We start from the raw sequence: 18,778 nt of genomic DNA on the forward strand, positions 1-18,778 counted from the left end.
TATGGAAGAAAAGAAAACACTATTATTTATTTTCAATCCATTTTCTGGAAAAGCGCAGATTAAAAACCAGCTTATGGATATCGTGGATACCATGGTGAAGGCAGGGTATGAGGTAACAATTTATCCGACACAGGCACCGGAAGATGCGATACATAAAGTGGAAACAGATGCAGAAAAATATGATCTTGTTGTATGCAGCGGAGGAGACGGTACGCTTGATGAAGTGGTAAGTGGTATCATGCATAAAGGACTTACTGTACCGTTAGGATATATTCCGGCGGGAAGCACCAATGATTTTGCAACTTCACTTGGAATTCCAAAGGATATGGTAAAGGCAGCAGATGCAGCAGTGAATGGAAGAGCATTTCCGTGTGATATCGGTGCATTTAACAATGATTATTTTGTCTATGTGGCAGCTTTCGGACTTTTTACGGAGGTCTCTTATAAGACAAGCCAGGAATGGAAAAATGTACTTGGACATGCAGCATATATTCTGGAAGGAATGCGCAGTCTGCATGATATCCCATCGTTTACCATGCAGGTTGAGTATAATAATGTGCGTATCCAGGATGAATTTATCTATGGAATGATCAGCAATTCCACATCGGTGGGTGGATTTAAGGGAATGACCGGAAAAGATGTGCGCTTAGACGATGGCGTGTTTGAGGTTACCCTGATCAAAAAACCACGCAATCCGATTGAACTCAACGAAATTATCGCATCTCTGATCAATCTTGTGGATGACACAGATATGATTTATTCATTTAAATCTAATGAAGTAAAGTTCCTTGTAAGAGAGGAAGTTCCGTGGACGTTAGACGGCGAATTTGGCGGGGCACACGAAGAAGTTGTCGTAAAAAATATCTGCCGTGCTGTTGATATTATGGTTCCGGGAAACAAATGATTAAGATTGTTATAAATTTAACTTTATTTTTTGAAAGAAGTAATATATAATACCCATAGGGTAAAAATATTAATTTTATGGAGGAATAAGACATGTTAGTATCTGCAAAAGAAATGTTAGACAAAGCAAAAGCTGGTCACTATGCAGTTGGTCAGTTCAACATTAATAACCTGGAGTGGACAAAATCTGTTCTGCTTACAGCAGAGGAGTTAAGATCCCCGGTTATCTTAGGCGTTTCTGAAGGCGCTGGAAAATATATGACAGGTTTCGGTACTGTAGCAGCTATGGTAAAAGCTATGCATGATGAGTTAGGAATCACAGTTCCTGTTGCATTACACTTAGATCATGGTACCTACGAAGGATGCTATAAATGTATCAAAGCAGGATTCACATCCATCATGTTCGACGGATCTCATTACCCAATCGATGAGAACGTTGAGAAAACCAAAGAGCTCGTATCCGTTGCCCATGCAATGGGAATGTCTATCGAGGCAGAAGTTGGTTCTATCGGTGGGGAGGAAGATGGCGTTGTAGGTATGGGTGAATGTGCTGATCCGGAAGAGTGCAAGAGAGTTGCAGATCTTGGCGTGGACATGCTTGCAGCAGGTATCGGTAACATCCATGGTAAATATCCGGCAAACTGGAAAGGATTAAGCTTCGAGACTCTTGATTCTATCCAGAAATTAACAGGCCAGATGCCGTTAGTACTTCACGGAGGTACAGGTATTCCGGAAGACATGATCAAGAAAGCAATCTCCCTTGGAGTAGCTAAGATCAACGTTAACACAGAGTGCCAGTTATCTTTCGCAGATGCTACACGTAAATATATCGAAGCTGGTAAAGATTTAGAGGGTAAAGGATTTGATCCTCGTAAATTATTAGCTCCGGGTGCAGAAGCTATCAAAGCTACTGTAAAAGAGAAAATGGAACTGTTCGGTTCTGTTGGCAAAGCTGAATAATATTGTCGCACAGACGGAAGTCCACTTTCCATAATGTTATATTTAACAAAGATTTCAGACTTTACATGAATTTATTGTTCAATATAGCAAAATGATAAAAAAGTGAAATTTTTCTCTTGCATTTTGGAGAGAAAAGTATTATCTTAAGTTCAACAAAACAAATGTGAGAGATGAACAAGGGCGTTCCAAGTAGCTTGGAATGCCCTTTTTTTATAAGAAGTTGTCACACAATTTCTCATAAAAGCCATATAGGAGAAATTTCTTACTGACATTCATCCACTTTCAAGGTACAATAAGAAATGAGAATTTAAGATCTCTTACATTTGTTCAAAAAAGCAGGGAATAGTCTCAGGGGATTAGACCGGTGAAGAAGAAAGGATGTAGAACATGAGCGAAACAGGATACTTAAATGTAGCAGAGATTTTTGGCGAGAACGTATTCAATGATGCAGTGATGCAGGAGCGTCTGCCAAAGAAGGTTTACAAGAAGTTAAAGGAAGTAATTCAGGAAGGTCGCGAGTTAGACCTTGAAACAGCAGATGTTGTTGCACATGAGATGAAAGAATGGGCAATCGAAAAAGGTGCAACACATTATACTCACTGGTTCCAGCCACTGACCGGAGTAACAGCAGAGAAACATGATTCATTCATCACAGCACCGATGGAGAACGGCAAGGTATTAATGAGCTTTTCCGGTAAAGAGCTGATCAAAGGTGAGCCGGATGCATCTTCTTTTCCATCTGGTGGTTTGAGAGCTACATTCGAGGCAAGAGGATATACAGCCTGGGATTGTACCTCACCGGCATTCGTAAGACAGGATGCAGCAGGCGCAACACTTTGTATCCCAACAGCTTTCTGTTCTTACACAGGAGAAGCACTCGATCAGAAAACACCGCTTCTTCGTTCTATGGAAGCTATCAATGAGCAGGCATTACGTCTTGTAAGATTATTCGGTAATACGACATCAAAGAAAGTTACTCCTTCTGTTGGACCGGAGCAGGAGTACTTCATCGTAGACAGACAGAAATACTTACAGAGAAAAGACCTTATCTTTACCGGTCGTACTTTATTCGGTGCAATGCCTCCAAAAGGTCAGGAGATGGACGATCATTACTTCGGTGCGATTCGTGAGAGAATCGCAGCATTCATGAAGGATGTAAACGAAGAACTCTGGAAATTAGGTGTCAGCGCAAAGACACAGCACAACGAAGTTGCACCTGCACAGCATGAGTTAGCTCCAATCTACGCACAGGCTAACATTGCAGTAGACCACAACCAGTTGGTAATGGAGACATTAAAGAAAGTAGCCGGACGTCATGGCTTACAGTGCCTGCTTCATGAAAAACCATTTGCAGGTGTCAATGGTTCTGGTAAACATAACAACTGGTCAATTACAACGGATGATGGAATCAACCTGTTAGAGCCAGGTAAGACACCACACGAGAATGTACAGTTCTTATTAGTACTTACCTGTATCTTAAAGGCAGTTGACAAACATGCAGATCTTTTAAGAGAGTCCGCAGCAGATGTTGGAAACGACCACAGATTAGGAGCAAACGAGGCACCGCCAGCAATCGTTTCCGTATACTTAGGAGAGCAGCTTCAGGATGTATTATCACAGCTGATCAGCACAGGCGAAGCTACACACAGTCTTGCTGGACAGAAATTAGAGACAGGTGTTAAGACACTTCCTGATTTTATGAAAGATGCGACAGATCGTAACAGAACATCACCGTTTGCATTTACCGGTAATAAATTTGAATTCCGTATGGTAGGTTCCCAGGATTCTATTGCTCAGCCGAACGTTGTATTAAATACAATCGTTGCAGAGGCATTTTCAGAGGCATGTGATGTTCTTGAAAAAGCAGATGATTTTGATATGGCAGTACATGATCTGATCAAAGAATATGCAACAGAGCATCAGAGAATCGTATTCAACGGAAACGGTTATTCCGATGAGTGGGTAGCAGAAGCTGAGAGACGCGGACTTCCAAATATCCGTTCCATGGTAGATGCGATCCCTGCATTAAATACAGAGAAATCTGTGAAATTATTTGAAAAATTCAAAGTATTTACAAAGGCAGAGTTAGACTCCCGTGTTGAAATCGAGTATGAGACATACTCAAAAGAGATTAACATCGAGGCAAGAGCTGCAATTGATATCGCAACCAAGCAGATCATTCCGGCTGTTATCAAATACACAACCGTACTTGCGGAGTCGATCACTTCCGTAAAAGCAGCATGTGGTGCAGATATCAGCGCACAGACAGAGATCCTGACACAGGTTTCCTCTTTACTGGCTGATTCCAAGAAGGCACTGGCAAAATTACAGGTAGTAACGGAAAAAGCTGCAGAGATGGAAGAAGGCAGAGATCAGGCTGTATACTATAGAGATGAAGTTAAGACAGCAATGGATGAGTTAAGAGCACCGATTGATAAACTTGAGATGTTAGTAGACAAATCCATGTGGCCAATGCCATCTTATGGTGATCTGTTATTCGAGGTATAAAGATTTTCCGACAATAACGGCAGATATGTAAAAATTAGATTTTGTGTGGAAGTGGCAGTAGAAAAATCGCTGCCACTACCGCAGAAATCTGCAAAACAAGGAGAAAAATCCTCTGCTCCTGCAAAGGCAGTCGCATTTTTCTTCGAAAAACAAGGAGGAAAATACTCTGCTCGCCAATGGGCTCGCATTTTCCTTCGGAAAACAAGGAGGAAAATCCTCTGCTCCTGCAAAGGCAGTCGCATTTTGCTCCGCAAAACAAGGAGGATTGGGATGAAGAAGTTAGAGATTATTATCAAACCTGAGAAATTAGAGGATCTTAAGGCTTTGCTTGACAGTGAAGAAGTAAATGGTCTTAATATTGTAAACAGCATGGGTTACGGTAATCAGAAAGGTATTATCAAAAATTACCGTGGTGCAGAGTATGCAGTCAATCTGTTACCGAAAATAAAAGTGGAGACAGTCGTGGCAGATGAGGTCGCTCCAAAGCTGATCGACAAGATCGTTGAGCAGATCAATACCGGTCATATCGGTGATGGTAAAATTTTTATGTATGAGGTAGAAGATGCGATCCGTATCAGAACAGGTGAGCGTGGTGTAGACGCACTGTAAGAGGCTTTGTGGATGAAATGAGGAGTCATCTGCGAAATCAGGGAACGGATCAGGAATAAAATATTATGAAAAAAATTGAATCAGGAAGAAATTATTATCAAAGGAGATAATTGTGACACAAGTGTGGATTGGTGTCGTGATTATCTTTTTTTATTTTTTCGCAAAACAAGGAGGATTTGATTATGGATATGAGTGTATGGTACCTTATGGGTGCGGCGTTAGTTTTTTTTATGCAATGTGGATTTGCTATGGTTGAGGCTGGTTTTACCAGATCAAAGAATGTTGGTAATATTACGATGAAGAACCTGATGGATTTTTGTATCGGCACAGTTGCTTTTTATCTGTTGGGTTATAACCTCTTATGTGGTGATGGTAAGTTTTTTGGCTGGGGATTAAATCCATTTGCTCATTTTGGAGAGACTGACTGGTCGGGATTTGTATTTAACCTGGTATTCTGCGCAACAGCAGCAACGATCGTTTCCGGCGCAATGGCAGAGCGTACCAAATTTATTACATATTGTATTTACAGTTTTATCATCAGCTTATGTGTTTACCCGATCGAAGCTCACTGGGTATGGGGCGGAACACCATGGCTTACTGATCTTGGATTTACAGATTTTGCAGGTTCTGCATGTATCCATATGGTAGGTGGTATCACAGCTTTCATCGGTGCAGCAATGTTAGGACCTCGTATCGGAAAATATGACAAAAACGGAAAACCAAGACCAATTCTTGGACATAATATTTTGATCGGTGCACTTGGCGTATTCATTCTCTGGTTTGGATGGTATGGATTTAACGGCGCAGCAGCAACAGACACCATGCAGTTATCACAGATTTTTGCAACAACGACAGTTGCTCCTGCAGTGGCAACCTGTACCGCAATGCTTTATACATGGATCAGAAATGGCAAACCGGATGTTTCCATGTCATTAAACGGATCTCTTGCAGGTCTTGTAGCAGTTACTGCCGGCTGTGCAAATGTAGATGTGATCGGTTCTTTCATCATCGGCGCAGTAGCAGGTGTGCTTGTCTGTGTAGCAGTATACTTTGTTGAGGATAAACTAAAAGTAGATGACCCGGTTGGTGCAGTTGCAGTTCATGGCTGCAATGGTATCTGGGGAACGATCGCAGTAGGACTTTTTGATTATAAAGATGGTCTGTTCTACGGTGGTGGTGTTCATCATCTTCTGATCCAGTTACTTGGTATCCTTTGCATTGCAGGATGGACGATCGTTACGATGGGAATCGTATTTACAGTCTTAAAGAAAACAATCGGTCTTCGTGTTTCTGCACAGGAAGAAATCGAAGGACTTGATTCTACAGAACATGGATTAGAGTCAGGTTATCCGGATTTTGTATCGAGAGAGTTACATTAATATGCACTAATCTAATTTGATTAGATTGGTGAAATCTAATCCCCTTAGTTAGTATATACATCAACAGTGAAAACCCCGAAGGTGACTTCGGGGTTTTTGCTGTTTGTGCAGGGAAATCATTGTCGAATCGACGATAAGCCTGCATTCTTTATTATGAAAATATATTTTCAGTTACTGAATGGGTGCATCTCCGATATTCCATCCACCATCGCCGCTGGTGTTGTTAGATGCATCATTGCCGGAGGAACCATCTGTAGAAGCATTGCCGCCGGTGTTATCTGCGGGAGCATTGCCGGTATTTTCTGCAGGTGGTTGTGTCTGCTGCGTATTATCGGCAGGAGCCTGTGTTCCCCCGGAATTATCATTATTTACTCCAGGGACCGCGGAGAAAGCAGAAGTTCCCTGGTAGGTGGAGTTGCCTTCATTGTGCAAGGTACAGGTATTATTCTTAAAATCATCCGTCAGAAGATATGGAGTATCTTCCGTTCCGGCAGTTCCGCCAATAACGAATACCCGTGAGGAAATAGAATCTGTCGGGCAGTAACCACTGGCAAGCTGACCGGAAGCGTTACAGATATTTGCAACAATATGATGGTCACAATATTCCGTAGGCTGTGTACCCTCTGCAAAATATTCCGTGTATACACGGCTGCCGCGGGGATCTGCATCACAGACACCGGCAATTGCCAGTTTTCCGGACTCCTTGCAGACCTGAGCTGTAACGATACCGGATGGTTTTGTGAAATCCTGATATTCCAGATTTTCATGGATACGGCTCATAACTGCTTTCCAGATCTTTTTCGGATAGGTAGTCTGACCACCGGACTGTGGTGAGTTATCGTCAAATCCACCCCATACAACACAGGTATAATATGGTGTAAAGCCGGCAAAAAGCGCATCGCGGTTTTTGGTTGTTGTACCGGATTTACCTGCCTGTGCCATTGAACTTCCGAAATAAGCCGGAGTACCGGTTCCCTGAGTCATAACATCCTTCATGGCATCGGTTAAAAGCCATGCAGTTGTTTCTTTTAAAACAGTATGGGAGATCGGTTCGGTATTATCGATCAATACATTTCCATCATGATCTAAGATTTTGGTGTAGAATTTTGGCTTAATGTAAGTTCCACTGTTCGCAATCGTTGCATAAGCAGCCGTAAGCTCTAAGTTGGTAACACCATGTGTCAGACCGCCGAGTGCTAAGGTTTCGTTGGAACTTTCATCTAAACCGACGGTTGTGATGCCAAAATCACAGATATAATCATATCCGAGAGACGGTCCAATTTGTGCTAAGGTTTTTACGGTAACAACATTGATAGAGTCTGTAATGGCTTCGCGCAGTGTTGTGAAACCGCGATAGCGGTTATCATAGTTGTTGACGGCACCACCTTGTCCACTGCCGTAATTATATGGCGCATCGTCCTGAACAGATGCAAGTGTCAGACCGCCGGCATCAAGTGCCGGTGCATATGCAGCAATGATCTTAAATGTAGATCCAGGCTGCCTTGTGGTGTCTGCTGCACGGTTTAAAGTCTTGTTGGCGGTTTTGTCTCCGCGGCCGCCGACCAAAGCCTTGACATTTCCGGTGCTCTGATCGATGATCGTAAGAGCTGCCTGTGGCTGAAGTGTGTAGGTAACTGTTTCACTTCCGTTTACGATCGTATCACCGTCTTTCATGATGTCAGTTTTATACTGCTCGATTGCAGCAGCAGCCTCTTCTTCCGAGTTAAAATTGATCGTAAAGCTCTTGTTTGAAGACTGATAGTAGGAAAGCATCGTCTGTTCACTGTAATTTGATATGGAACCGTCGGCAGAGCGAACAGATAAACGATAGGAAAACGATACTTTTGGAGCAGTCGGGTAATTGTCCAGATTATTTACTTCATCATCACAGATCGCCTGAATTTCCGGATCCTGTGTGGAGTAGATCGTAAGTCCACCCTGATAAAGTGCCTTGTAAGCCTGTGTCTCAGTGTAACCTTTCTGTTCTACCAGATCCTGAATGACCTGATCAGTCAGTTCATCAACAAAATATGAGTTGATACTGTTGGTTTCGGATTCGATGTTGACAAGCTGGATACGGTCATAAACATTATCTGCAACAGCTTCATCGTATTCGTCCTGGGTAATATAACCCTGATCTTTCATATTATTAAGTACTTTCATGCGGCGCTTGGCATTTTCCTGTGGGTTGGTAATAGGGTTGTATTTGGAAGGATTCTGCGTAATAGCTGCTAAAACGGCACATTCCGATAAGGTAAGATCAGAAACATCCTTGCCAAAATAACGTTCCGAGGCAACACCGACACCTAAAGTATTTTGTCCGAGGTTGATCGCATTCAGATAATTTTCTAATATCCAGTCTTTATCTACTACTTTTTCCAGCTGCAGGGCGAGGTATTGCTCCTGAAACTTTCGCTCGAATTTGTCTGCCATGGAGGATTCGCTTGTCCAACTGGTAAAGACGGTATTTTTCAAAAGCTGCTGTGTGATGGTACTGGCACCTTCTGAAAAATGAAAACCGGATGCAACACCTTTTACTCCGGCACGGATGATACCTGTTACATCAATACCATTGTGCTCATAAAAACGCTCGTCTTCAATGGCAACAAATGCATACTGCAGATTTTTTGGTATCTCATCAATCGTAACGGCACGCCGGTTAGATCCCGATGCCACTAATGTAGCAGTCTGATTGCCGTTTGCATCTAAAACCGTGGATAAGAAACCGGTAGGAGTAGCGACGATATCATCAATTGTTGGAGCGGAGGCAATGATTCCCCGAATGATTCCAACACCGGAACATACTCCGATCACCATGAAGGCAAATACACATATAAGCAGCGACTTACAAAAAATCACGTAAAATTTTTTGCGAATCATGGTACTTTTGGAAATCAGTTCTTTTTCGCGCTTTTGCGTACTTTTCTTTCCATAATTCATTTTAGGTCTCCTTTTTGTAATAAAAATAAGCTATGAAATTACAATACTATTTATAGTCAGAACGAACCATCATCATATTATAGCAAAGAAATGTGTCAGAATAAAGGAAAAACTGAAAATACAGGCTTTCTTCATTTATTTTTAAGAATTGAATTTCGAAAAAAAACATGATACCATAGGAACACGCAGAGAATGTGAGAGGTTGATTTACCTATTTATATATAGAAATATTTGATTCATTAAAATGACAGAAAACAGTCTGAAAGATGAGTGACAGGAGGGACAGGCATGAAAACAGTATATGCCGGTGGAGAGGCAGAGATTATAGAAAAAAAATCAAGGTTTATTGCAACAGTGCGTCCTGTCTCATCCGAAGAAGAAGCAACCGCATTTATTGCAGAAATGAAAAAAAAATACTGGGATGCCAGACATAACTGTTCTGCTTTTGTAATTGGAGACAGACAGGAGATGAGCCGTTGTTCAGATGATGGGGAACCTGCACAGACAGCAGGCAGACCGATGCTTGATGTATTATTGAAAGAAGATATCCACAATGTGGCTGTTGTGGTTACGAGATATTTTGGTGGAGTGCTCCTTGGAACGGGCGGACTTGTGCGTGCATATCAGAAATCTGTCCAGGAAGGACTTGCAGCAAGTGTCATTATTGATAAAAAAGAAGGACGCAGACTTTCCGTAGGGACGGATTATACCGGACTTGGAAAATTACAGTATCTGATTGCACAAAATGGGCTGACACTTATTGATACCGTTTATACCGAAAAAGTGGAGCTGCTTTTGATGGTTCCATCCGGGATGCAGGAACAGACAGAGAAAGAAATTATCGAGGCAACCAATGGAAAAGCTGATATTTCCTGGGGAGAGATGGTGTTATATGCGATGGTCGGAGAAAAATTGCAACTTTTTTAAAAATTTAAAAATTTTTTCAAAAAAACAGTTGACAAAAATATTATACTCATATATAATAGCTATTGTTGACGGCGCGAAACGCTAGAGACAAGATAAAGGGCTATCGCCAAATGGTAAGGCAACGGACTCTGACTCCGTCATTTCAAGGTTCGAATCCTTGTAGCCCTGCTAACAAGACCTCAGCAGTGAGACTGCTGAGGTTATTTTTTTGCCCGGAGAGACGCAGAATTGTGCGGCTTTCCGGGCTTTTTTGTCTGGATGAATCAGCAAAAGCTGGGATCAAAGGGAAAATGCTCTGCAGGAACGGAGTACGGCAATTTCCTGCAAAATAAGAGGAAATTTGAATGGATAGGTCAATTCATAGGTCAATCGAAAATGCCGGGAAACATAGATTTTACTGGTGCGAGGGATATGGAAAGGGCAGCGCAAATGCATCAAGTGATGTGGATTTATTGGTCGACAGTGGACTAAAAGGTTTAAAGTTTGTTGGATTGATTGAGGCATTGCGGGCGGCATTAGATAGGAAAATGGATGTTTTTGATGTTTCTCACGTGGAGAAGGGAACGGAAATTGACCATGAGATCGCAGAAACCGGGGTAAAGATTTATGAAAAATGATGTTATTAGAAATTAAATAGGTTAATTGCAATATCATAAATTAATTTTGTAAGTGAACCCTGCCAGTGATGAAGATGCTGTCAGGGTTATTTTTAATTCATAGGAAAATACGTCCCATGAATCAAAAAGCCCTCCGGGCAGGATGTGCAATCTCGCGGAAAAGAAGTTAGTTGTAAACAGCACCGCTAGAGCGTGAAAGAGAAGCTGTGTTATTTAGTCAGGCTGCTGTTTCTTAAAACATATTCTGAAACCGCATCTCGTGGAATTTTCCATATTCTTCCGATTCTAAATGCATGGATCTGATTGGTGTTTAACAGATGGTATGCAGTATTTTTTCCAATTGCGAGCATGTCGCAGAGATCATCAATGGTTATTAAACCATCGTAGCTGTTGAACATGATTATAAAAATCCTTCCTTTATTATTGTATTACATTTATGTTTGAAAATTATTTTTTGCAAACAAATAAGTAATTTAATGCCGGACAACTTTAAAATAAGACTACGGAAGAGAAGATAATTGATAAAGAAGGTGGATAATTGAAAATAAAATGAAAAGGTATTACCTTTTGCGTACTTGTTATTTATATAACAGTAACATGGGATTTTTTAGAGCGCTTGGGAGAGCAATTGGAAGAGTTGTAGAAACCGTTGGTGATGTGATTGGGAGTACTACGATCAGCGATCTGGGCTGGAAAATTCAGGATGCATGTGCAGAAAAAGTGGCATCTGAGAAATCTTACGACAAAAAGGAAGCCAATATTTATACGACAGACCGTCTGAATGAGATATTAGTTTCTTTTTCCGAGGGATATTTACAGAATGCAACATTTTACGAAAAGGAGTGTATCCGTCTGGTAGAGGAATATTATGATAAGCTGATCGGCATTATTGAAAATGCACCAGGCGGCGCATATAGTGCGGCAAATTTAAAGGCATTAAAAAATGGAAAAAAACGGATCGCAAAGACAATTACAGGTGGAATCAGAGAGCCTTTAGCGAAAAGAATGTCACTGGATGATTCAGAATGTCTTAGCATATTAAAGATGGATGCCGGTGCCGAAAAGAAAAATGCAATGAAAAATTTTACACAAAAAGTGACCAAGGAGGCACTGGATAATTTAGCGAACAATGTGAGAGAGTCTTTAAATGACCAGACAGAGGATATCCAGGATTATTTAAACAGTATATCAGAGGAACAGGCAAAAACCATGCAGGCATTAAAGGAACGCTTTGATAAGATGGTAAATGACAACGAACTGGAACAGGGAGATAAAGAAAAAAACTGTGTTCTGCCAGTATTTATCGTGGATATATCTGACTGTGTCTGCCAAATTTTAAAGTAAAGGAAGTGCACAATGAAACGTAATTGGAGACAAAATCGTGACATAAAAATACGCAAAGACATTTCAGGCTTAGCGGATGAATTAAAAACGGTAGAACAGAGTCTGGAAGAAGTAAAAAGTCTGTTGCGGATATTAGCTGTCAATGAATTACTGGATGAAATTGATACGGAAGAAAAAGATTAAGATTATTGGATTCGAAAGTAAAATACGGAGGATGAGATCATGAAAAAAGAAATATTAAAAAAGGCTTTTGCATGGGTTTTGACGTTAGTTCTGATTGTAAATGAAAAATTTATTGGAAATGGGATTATCTGTAATATTCCAGGTAAAAAGTATGTTCTTAATATTGAGAATATGATGGCCCTGTATTGTATTTTATGTTCAGGTTGGAAAGAGAAAACAGGGAAATATATATCAAGATCGTTTATTCAAATGATAGAAGTTTTAAGAGGTATTGAAAAAGAGAGACAAGGGTACAGTAAAGCGATTTTTTATCTTCCTGTTTTTGTGTGTAGTTATTACTTATATATATTTTCCCAAAAAAATTTTCCGAAGGAAATAATTGACTTGTTTCAATCATTTGATTTAGATGAGGATGAGAAAAGGAGATATTTGATAACAATGAATAGTTTCATATCAAGCGCAAGCCGTTTTAGACTAAGTGAAGCTGAGTGGAAAAATCATAGAAAGGAGAATTGAAGTGATGTGAATTACGAAAAATATATAGAAAATAATGGGTATTGGAAACTTATTAGTAAAGGTATGTAGACAATGGCGAATGCAATGAGTAACGTTATCTATATATTTAACGGAAAAGATATTACGATGAATAATATGTCCTTGTAGCCCTGCCTTTTGTTTTATTTTACTGGTGTGTGGGGAGATGTATGTTTTGGGAGTATCATTGAAAGGGGTTCGTATTGTAAAGGACATAAAAATAGCATATAATAATAAGTGTAGAAATGAAACATATTTTATTGAAAGAAAGGGCGGGCGGCATTAGATAAGAAAATGGAAGGAAAGAAGGTGAAAGAACATGCCACAAGGAATTCAATCTGAATTGGATGAGTTTGTAACACTCGTAAAACAATATTTTGGAAAAAATCTGAAAAGTATTATAGTGTATGGTTCATATGCCAGAGGAGATTATAATGAGAGTTCGGATATTGATATTATGATTTTGGTAACTCTATCAGAAAATCAGATAAAACAATCTGAGAACCATATATATGATGATGCATTTGATTTAGAGTTAAAATATGGGAAAGTGCTTTCGCCGGTTATTAAAAATCAGGAATTTTTTGAATATTGGTCAGATACACTTCCATTTTATCGTAATGTAAAAACAGAAGGGGTGCAGGTTGCATGACAGATAAACAAAAAGATTTGTGTCTGTATAGAGTGTCTCAGGCAGAAGATACAATAAGAAGTGCACAGTTGTGTATGGAAAATCATTTGTTTAAAGATGCGATTAACAGATCATATTATGCGGCATTTTATGCTGTGAAGGCTGTGCTGGCTTTAGCAGATACGGATTTTAAGAGGCATAAAGATGTCGTTGCTTATTTTAATAAAGAATATGTTGCAGCAGGTATTTTTCCTAGAGAAATAGGTCGTTTGCTTGCGCGCCTCCAGAAAAAAAGAGAAACGAGTGATTATGATGATTTTTATATTGCATCAAATGAAGAGGCAGCGGAACAAATGGAAGCAGCTGGAAATATATTAGAGGCGATAAAAGCATATTTAAGAGAGAATGCAGTTATTGAATAATGTATAGTAAATGCGGATAGGTCAATCAATAGGTCAATTTCTCCCATCCCACCCTTACAACCCTTGATTTTACAGGCAGAACAACCCCTGACATTACGGACTCTGACTCCGTCATTTCAAGGTTCGAATCCTTGTAGCCCTGCTAATAAGACCTCAGCAGTGAGAACTGTTGAGGTTTTTTTGTGCAATAGGAAATTTCGTTGAAATTCCTTGTTACATAAAAAGCCTTACGGGCAGGATATGCGGCTGCAGGCAGAAAATTTTTAATATCCCTACCATAACGCCTCAAAATGTGGTAGCATAACAAAAGAACAATACAGCAAATCAGTCAGAGAAGTTTAAAAATACCTGGAAATGAGGCATTTTATGTATAGTTTTAACAGCCGTGTGCGTTACAGTGAAGTGAATAGTGAAAAAGAACTGACATTACCGTCATTACTGGATTATCTGCAGGATTGCTGCACTTTTCAGTCTGAGGATCTGGAAATTGGTGTGGATTATCTTGCGAAAGAACAGGTGGCATGGGTACTATCTTCCTGGGAGATAAAAATTTACAGATATCCGCAGATGGGGCAGCATATTAAGGTCAGTACATGGCCGTATGCATTCCGTGGATTTTATGGATACCGGAATTTTCGGATTGAGGGAGACGATGGTATAATATTTGCTGAGGCAAATTCAGTATGGGTGTTTATGGACACAGAAAAAATGCGACCGGCGCGCATATCAGAGCGGATGAAAGAAATTTATACACCGGAGATTAATGATGAGATACCGGGAGAATGGGCAGACCGGAAAATCAGTTTACCAGATGATGCGGTAAAGAAAAGTGTGAAAAAGGAACCGGTACGTGTCTCACGTTTTTATATCGATACAAATCATCATATGAATAATGGCAAATACATTCTGGTAGCGGAAGAGTATCTGCCGGAACAGGTTGTGGTTTGCGGACTTCGTGCGGAGTATCGTAAGTCGGCAATGTTAGGAGACATGTTGTATCCGGTTGTCACAATGGAAGGGAAACGGATCACAGTTACTCTTGCGGATGAAAAAGGTGCACCATATGCGGTCATCTGCTTTCAGATTCAGAAAAAAGAAAGGCAGTCATAAAATATGAGATTAGGTGAATATCAGAAACTTGTTGTAATAAAAAAAGTAGAATTTGGCGTATATCTTGCAGAACATATGGAGGATGAGACCCGTGTGCTGCTGCCGGAAAAACAGGTGCCGGAAGGAACGAAGATCGGAGAAGAACTCCGGGTGTTTTTATATAAAGATTCCAAAGACAGGCTCATTGCGACGACAAATGCCCCTAAGCTGACATTGGGTGGACTTGCGGTGCTGACTGTAAAAGAGGTCGGAAAGATTGGTGCATTTTTAGACTGGGGACTGGAAAAAGATCTGTTTCTTCCTTATAAAGAGATGACCGTTAAGGTTCAGCCGGAGGATGAGGTTTTAGTGACGTTATACATTGATAAGAGCAGACGTCTGTGTGCAAGCATGAAGCATCTGTATGATCTTCTGTCACTGGAATCACCGTATCATACCGGCGATATTGTAAATGGCCGTGTCTATGAGTTCAGCGATAATTTTGGAACATTTGTTGCGGTAGATGATCAGTATTCCGCCATGCTTCCATCTTTTGAAGATCATAGCATGCTCCGTATCGGTGATGTCATCGAGGCAACCGTGACCAATGTAAAGCCTGATGGGAAATTAGATATTACGATGCGGCAGAAAGCCTATCTTCAGATGGATGCAGATGCCAAAAAGGTCATGCAGGTGATTGAAGAATTTGCAGGTGTGCTCCCATTTACGGACAAATCTTCACCGGAGGTCATCAAGAGAGAGACTGGCCTTAGCAAGAATGCGTTCAAGAGAGCGGTCGGAAGACTTTATAAAGAACGCCGGATAGAGATCAATGAAAAATCGATCCGTAAAATTGATTAATTTAAAAGCATATGCTATGATAGGAAAAAATTGACAGAAAGAAGGAAAATATTATGAAAAAAGTCATCAGTACAGACAAGGCACCGGCAGCAATTGGACCATATTCACAGGCGATCGAAGTAAATGGAATGGTTTATACATCAGGCATTATTCCGGTTGTACCGGAAACCGGTGAAATCCCGGAAGGTTCTGTTGCACAGGCAAAACAGGCACTGACAAACCTTTCTAATCTGTTGGAAGCAGCTGGAACCAGTATGGCAAATGTTGTTAAGACGACTGTTTTTATCAAAGAGATGAATGATTTTGGTGCAATTAACGAAGTATATGCAACATTTTTTGACGGAGCATTTCCATCCAGAAGCTGTGTGGAAGTTGCACGTCTGCCCAAAGATGTTATGCTTGAGATTGAGGCTATTGCTGTAAAATAAAGCAAAGCCATAAAAAGCATAGTCACTGTATCCTAGAGCAGCTCTTATGAATTAACATGAAAAATCCCGGTACAGATGGTGTGATTCCCATCTGTACCGGGATTTTTTATTCTGCCGACATGATATATAATCTCTGATTTATAGATTGATTAAATATAGACGTCAATATTTCCACCAAGTCCCGGTGTTACGGAACGTTCCATCATCTGAACCATAGCGGTGCCCATTTCCTGCGTCATATCGAGCTGCTGGCTTAATAGTTCAGTAGAAACCGCATAGGAAAGGCTGGTCTGACTGACAGAAGAGCCTGCGTCGTAGGACTGTAATGTACTAAGTGCCGGCGTCATACCTGAAATATCCATACTGCACCTCCTGAAAAAATATTTATAACCTTATTATGACAGGAATCTATGGAAAAGACAAGCCATTTCCATGAAAAGACAAGCCATTTCCATGAAAAGATAAGCTATTTCCATGAAAAATTGAATAAAAAGAAATGTAATATTTTAGTAAAATTCACGGTTAATACAGGTTGACATGGAAATATGCCTTTGTTATAATAAACACGTAATAAATGTAACAAATTCGTAACAAACGATGAAATAGTTTTATAGTTGCGAAAACATGAAAACTCAGTTGGAGGCTTTTCGTAAATGAAGAAGAGAATGGTAAGAATTACAGGCTGTCTTTTAGCAGGAGCATTATCAATTGGCAGCTTTGGGTTAAATACATATGCAGCCCCGGTCGCAGGTGTTTCAAGTGTGACTGCAGCTGAAATTGCAGAGGGACAGACACCTGCAGCAGGTGTTTCACAGGCTTTGGCACAGTGCCTTGCAGACAGCAATGATGCAGCAGCTCAGGCAGCAGCAGAGCAGGCAGAGCAGGTCAGTGAGAATGAGACACCGGTTGTTGCTTCTGAATATACAGATATTGCGATTGCGCAGGTTGATAATTATGTAAATGTTCGTTCAGAGCCAAATACAGACAGTGAGGTACTTGGTAAGCTGTACAATAATTCCGCAGGAACAATCCTTGAGACAACAGATAACGGCTGGTATCGTATTAAGTCCGGTAATGTTGATGGATATGTAAATTGCGAATATGTAGTACCAAATGATGAGGAACTGGCAAAGAAAGTCAGTACTAAATACGCAAAGGTCAACACCACAACACTCCATGTAAGAACAGAGCCGTCCACAGATGCAAGTATTCTTACCATGGTTCCGGTTGGAGATGACCTGGTTGTTACAGATGATGAGTCTGTGGAAGGCTGGGCAAAAGTTACCACCGAAGAGGGTGATGGCTGGGTACATAAAGATTATGTAGATATTACGATCGAGTTTGTACAGGCTGAGTCTAAAGCAGAAGAAAAAGCAAGACTTGCAAAAGAGGAAGCAGAGCGTGAGGCAGCTGATGCAGCAGCAAACGCAGCAAGAAAGAAAGCAGATGGTAAGTTATCTTCATCAAAGAGTTCTGGAAGTTCAAAGAGCTATGCAGCAGCAGGAAGTTCTAACGGACAGGCAGTTGCAAGTTATGCATCCCAGTTTATCGGTAATCCATATGTATACGGTGGAACAAGCCTGACAAACGGTGCAGACTGCTCTGGTTTTGTTATGAGTGTATATGCAGCATTTGGTGTAGGTCTTCCTCATTCTTCCAGTGCATTAAGAGGGGTTGGATATGGGGTAAGTCTTTCAGATGCACAGCCGGGAGATATTGTATGCTACAGTGGACATGTTGCTATTTATGTTGGTGGTGGTACGATCGTTCATGCAAGTACGCCGTCAAGTGGTATCAAGTTCTCCAATGTAAATTACAGAAGTCCGATCTGTGTAAGAAGAATTTTCTAATTTATGATAAGAACAGCTATTGTCTTAGGATAATAGCTGTTTTTTTAATTCATAGGAAATTACGTCCTATAAAGAAAAAGTGGAGTATACAACATGCACAAAATATCATGGCGCAAAAAAAGTAATAAACAAAGGGAGAAAGTTATCCCAAAAGTTGTCCACTGTTAAAATGCCCTAAAAACGTGGAAAAATAAAGTTATACACGAAGTTATCCACGTTATCCACATTTTTGGTGTAAAAAAACATGGTTTACATAGTAAAAAAATCGAATATTTGTTTTGTGTATAAATCATAAAGTTTGCCATAAAATAAAAAACTGTGGAAAAGATATTGACTTTTTAAATATGAAAAAAGATTACAATACTTGAGAAAATATCTGATAATTCAGAAAAAAGATTCGAAATAATTAAAATGTGAAAAAAGCGGTTGACATTTGAAAAAAGAGTGCTAAACTATGTGGCATACAGATAAATAGAACAAATGCAGTGAACAGAATACCGTTATTGGAAGGCAATGCATTACAGAGAGTCGTTGGCTGGTGGAAAATGACATGCATCTTTTGATAATATCCTCTGCAAGCAGTACGCCGAAAG

Annotated in this window: 19 protein-coding genes and 1 tRNA gene; 17 read left to right on the forward strand and 3 right to left on the reverse strand. The window is 40.3% G+C overall.

Annotation, left to right across the window (positions count from 1 at the left end; translation table 11 throughout):
* Position 1: 1 nt before the first annotated feature.
* From DW650_RS09960 to DW650_RS09980, 5 genes are all read left to right on the forward strand, one after another.
* A complete protein-coding gene (locus DW650_RS09960; RefSeq protein ID WP_117921115.1) occupies positions 2 to 904 on the forward strand; it encodes a diacylglycerol/lipid kinase family protein in 903 nt (300 codons plus the stop codon).
* A gap of 92 nt (positions 905 to 996) precedes the next feature.
* Positions 997 to 1,863, forward strand: a complete 867-nt coding sequence (fba, locus tag DW650_RS09965; RefSeq protein ID WP_006855227.1) for a class II fructose-1,6-bisphosphate aldolase — start codon at positions 997 to 999, stop codon at positions 1,861 to 1,863.
* 387 nt (positions 1,864 to 2,250) lie between these two features.
* Entirely contained in the window at positions 2,251 to 4,371 is a 2,121-nt protein-coding gene (locus DW650_RS09970; protein WP_118209815.1) for a glutamine synthetase III family protein, read from the forward strand.
* A 270-nt stretch (positions 4,372 to 4,641) separates the two neighbouring features.
* Positions 4,642 to 4,980 carry a P-II family nitrogen regulator gene (locus DW650_RS09975; protein ID WP_117921112.1) on the forward strand — a complete coding sequence of 113 codons (339 nt, stop codon included), beginning with the start codon at positions 4,642 to 4,644 and terminating at the stop codon, positions 4,978 to 4,980.
* 182 nt (positions 4,981 to 5,162) lie between these two features.
* Positions 5,163 to 6,359: an ammonium transporter gene (locus tag DW650_RS09980; protein WP_118209816.1), complete on the forward strand. Its 1,197-nt coding sequence runs from the start codon at positions 5,163 to 5,165 to the stop codon at positions 6,357 to 6,359.
* Between the two features lie 171 nt (positions 6,360 to 6,530).
* Here DW650_RS09980 and DW650_RS09985 read toward each other — a convergent pair whose 3' ends face one another.
* Positions 6,531 to 9,299, reverse strand: a complete 2,769-nt coding sequence (locus DW650_RS09985) for a transglycosylase domain-containing protein (protein ID WP_243102925.1) — start codon at positions 9,297 to 9,299, stop codon at positions 6,531 to 6,533.
* A 288-nt stretch (positions 9,300 to 9,587) separates the two neighbouring features.
* Here DW650_RS09985 and DW650_RS09990 point away from each other — a divergent pair, with 288 nt between their 5' ends.
* The 3 genes from DW650_RS09990 to DW650_RS10000 all read left to right on the forward strand — a co-directional run bounded on the left by DW650_RS09990 (position 9,588) and on the right by DW650_RS10000 (position 10,843).
* A complete protein-coding gene (locus DW650_RS09990) occupies positions 9,588 to 10,226 on the forward strand; it encodes a YigZ family protein (RefSeq protein ID WP_118209817.1) in 639 nt (212 codons plus the stop codon).
* A 96-nt stretch (positions 10,227 to 10,322) separates the two neighbouring features.
* Positions 10,323 to 10,394: transfer RNA gene (locus DW650_RS09995), tRNA-Gln, on the forward strand.
* Positions 10,395 to 10,570: 176 nt separating this feature from the next.
* On the forward strand, positions 10,571 to 10,843 hold the full coding sequence (locus DW650_RS10000; RefSeq protein ID WP_118209818.1) for a nucleotidyltransferase domain-containing protein: 273 nt from the start codon (positions 10,571 to 10,573) through the stop codon (positions 10,841 to 10,843).
* 209 nt (positions 10,844 to 11,052) lie between these two features.
* Here DW650_RS10000 and DW650_RS20630 read toward each other — a convergent pair whose 3' ends face one another.
* Positions 11,053 to 11,241 carry a helix-turn-helix domain-containing protein gene (locus tag DW650_RS20630; protein WP_117921107.1) on the reverse strand — a complete coding sequence of 63 codons (189 nt, stop codon included), beginning with the start codon at positions 11,239 to 11,241 and terminating at the stop codon, positions 11,053 to 11,055.
* Between the two features lie 199 nt (positions 11,242 to 11,440).
* Here DW650_RS20630 and DW650_RS10010 point away from each other — a divergent pair, with 199 nt between their 5' ends.
* The 8 genes from DW650_RS10010 to DW650_RS10040 all read left to right on the forward strand — a co-directional run bounded on the left by DW650_RS10010 (position 11,441) and on the right by DW650_RS10040 (position 16,335).
* Positions 11,441 to 12,187: a hypothetical protein gene (locus DW650_RS10010; RefSeq protein WP_147403014.1), complete on the forward strand. Its 747-nt coding sequence runs from the start codon at positions 11,441 to 11,443 to the stop codon at positions 12,185 to 12,187.
* A gap of 12 nt (positions 12,188 to 12,199) precedes the next feature.
* Positions 12,200 to 12,370, forward strand: coding sequence for a hypothetical protein (locus DW650_RS19555; protein WP_158576222.1), 171 nt, complete (start codon positions 12,200 to 12,202; stop codon positions 12,368 to 12,370).
* A 39-nt stretch (positions 12,371 to 12,409) separates the two neighbouring features.
* Positions 12,410 to 12,886, forward strand: a complete 477-nt coding sequence (locus DW650_RS10015) for a hypothetical protein (protein WP_118209820.1) — start codon at positions 12,410 to 12,412, stop codon at positions 12,884 to 12,886.
* 337 nt (positions 12,887 to 13,223) lie between these two features.
* Entirely contained in the window at positions 13,224 to 13,556 is a 333-nt protein-coding gene (locus tag DW650_RS10020; protein ID WP_117922493.1) for a nucleotidyltransferase domain-containing protein, read from the forward strand.
* Entirely contained in the window at positions 13,553 to 13,957 is a 405-nt protein-coding gene (locus DW650_RS10025; RefSeq protein ID WP_118209821.1) for a HEPN domain-containing protein, read from the forward strand. Before DW650_RS10020 ends, DW650_RS10025 begins: the two co-directional genes overlap by 4 nt.
* A 366-nt stretch (positions 13,958 to 14,323) precedes the next feature.
* A complete protein-coding gene (locus tag DW650_RS10030; RefSeq protein ID WP_118209822.1) occupies positions 14,324 to 15,067 on the forward strand; it encodes an acyl-[acyl-carrier-protein] thioesterase in 744 nt (247 codons plus the stop codon).
* Between the two features lie 3 nt (positions 15,068 to 15,070).
* Positions 15,071 to 15,907, forward strand: a complete 837-nt coding sequence (locus DW650_RS10035) for a CvfB family protein (RefSeq protein WP_118209823.1) — start codon at positions 15,071 to 15,073, stop codon at positions 15,905 to 15,907.
* A 53-nt stretch (positions 15,908 to 15,960) separates the two neighbouring features.
* Complete coding sequence (locus tag DW650_RS10040; protein ID WP_006855202.1) at positions 15,961 to 16,335, forward strand: RidA family protein; 375 nt, start codon at positions 15,961 to 15,963, stop codon at positions 16,333 to 16,335.
* Positions 16,336 to 16,484: 149 nt separating this feature from the next.
* Here DW650_RS10040 and DW650_RS10045 read toward each other — a convergent pair whose 3' ends face one another.
* Positions 16,485 to 16,697, reverse strand: a complete 213-nt coding sequence (locus DW650_RS10045) for a YjfB family protein (protein ID WP_117922497.1) — start codon at positions 16,695 to 16,697, stop codon at positions 16,485 to 16,487.
* Positions 16,698 to 16,988: 291 nt separating this feature from the next.
* Here DW650_RS10045 and DW650_RS10050 point away from each other — a divergent pair, with 291 nt between their 5' ends.
* Positions 16,989 to 18,185: a C40 family peptidase gene (locus tag DW650_RS10050; RefSeq protein ID WP_118209824.1), complete on the forward strand. Its 1,197-nt coding sequence runs from the start codon at positions 16,989 to 16,991 to the stop codon at positions 18,183 to 18,185.
* The last annotated feature ends 593 nt before the right edge of the window (positions 18,186 to 18,778 follow it).

Source organism: Roseburia sp. AM23-20, from assembly GCF_003470905.1.
Lineage (GTDB): Bacteria > Bacillota > Clostridia > Lachnospirales > Lachnospiraceae > Roseburia > Roseburia rectibacter.

Excerpts from the sequence above, each read along its gene's own strand:
- DW650_RS09960 (WP_117921115.1), top strand. The coding sequence starts at position 2 with ATGGAAGAAAAGAAAACACTATTATTTATTTTCAATCCATTTTCTGGA.
- fba (WP_006855227.1), top strand. The coding sequence starts at position 997 with ATGTTAGTATCTGCAAAAGAAATGTTAGACAAAGCAAAAGCTGGTCAC.
- DW650_RS09970 (WP_118209815.1), top strand. The coding sequence starts at position 2,251 with ATGAGCGAAACAGGATACTTAAATGTAGCAGAGATTTTTGGCGAGAAC.
- DW650_RS09975 (WP_117921112.1), top strand. The coding sequence starts at position 4,642 with ATGAAGAAGTTAGAGATTATTATCAAACCTGAGAAATTAGAGGATCTT.
- DW650_RS09980 (WP_118209816.1), top strand. The coding sequence starts at position 5,163 with ATGGATATGAGTGTATGGTACCTTATGGGTGCGGCGTTAGTTTTTTTT.
- DW650_RS09985 (WP_243102925.1), bottom strand. The coding sequence starts at position 9,299 with ATGAATTATGGAAAGAAAAGTACGCAAAAGCGCGAAAAAGAACTGATT.
- DW650_RS09990 (WP_118209817.1), top strand. The coding sequence starts at position 9,588 with ATGAAAACAGTATATGCCGGTGGAGAGGCAGAGATTATAGAAAAAAAA.
- DW650_RS10000 (WP_118209818.1), top strand. The coding sequence starts at position 10,571 with ATGGATAGGTCAATTCATAGGTCAATCGAAAATGCCGGGAAACATAGA.
- DW650_RS20630 (WP_117921107.1), bottom strand. The coding sequence starts at position 11,241 with ATGTTCAACAGCTACGATGGTTTAATAACCATTGATGATCTCTGCGAC.
- DW650_RS10010 (WP_147403014.1), top strand. The coding sequence starts at position 11,441 with ATGGGATTTTTTAGAGCGCTTGGGAGAGCAATTGGAAGAGTTGTAGAA.
- DW650_RS19555 (WP_158576222.1), top strand. The coding sequence starts at position 12,200 with ATGAAACGTAATTGGAGACAAAATCGTGACATAAAAATACGCAAAGAC.
- DW650_RS10015 (WP_118209820.1), top strand. The coding sequence starts at position 12,410 with ATGAAAAAAGAAATATTAAAAAAGGCTTTTGCATGGGTTTTGACGTTA.
- DW650_RS10020 (WP_117922493.1), top strand. The coding sequence starts at position 13,224 with ATGCCACAAGGAATTCAATCTGAATTGGATGAGTTTGTAACACTCGTA.
- DW650_RS10025 (WP_118209821.1), top strand. The coding sequence starts at position 13,553 with ATGACAGATAAACAAAAAGATTTGTGTCTGTATAGAGTGTCTCAGGCA.
- DW650_RS10030 (WP_118209822.1), top strand. The coding sequence starts at position 14,324 with ATGTATAGTTTTAACAGCCGTGTGCGTTACAGTGAAGTGAATAGTGAA.
- DW650_RS10035 (WP_118209823.1), top strand. The coding sequence starts at position 15,071 with ATGAGATTAGGTGAATATCAGAAACTTGTTGTAATAAAAAAAGTAGAA.
- DW650_RS10040 (WP_006855202.1), top strand. The coding sequence starts at position 15,961 with ATGAAAAAAGTCATCAGTACAGACAAGGCACCGGCAGCAATTGGACCA.
- DW650_RS10045 (WP_117922497.1), bottom strand. The coding sequence starts at position 16,697 with ATGGATATTTCAGGTATGACGCCGGCACTTAGTACATTACAGTCCTAC.
- DW650_RS10050 (WP_118209824.1), top strand. The coding sequence starts at position 16,989 with ATGAAGAAGAGAATGGTAAGAATTACAGGCTGTCTTTTAGCAGGAGCA.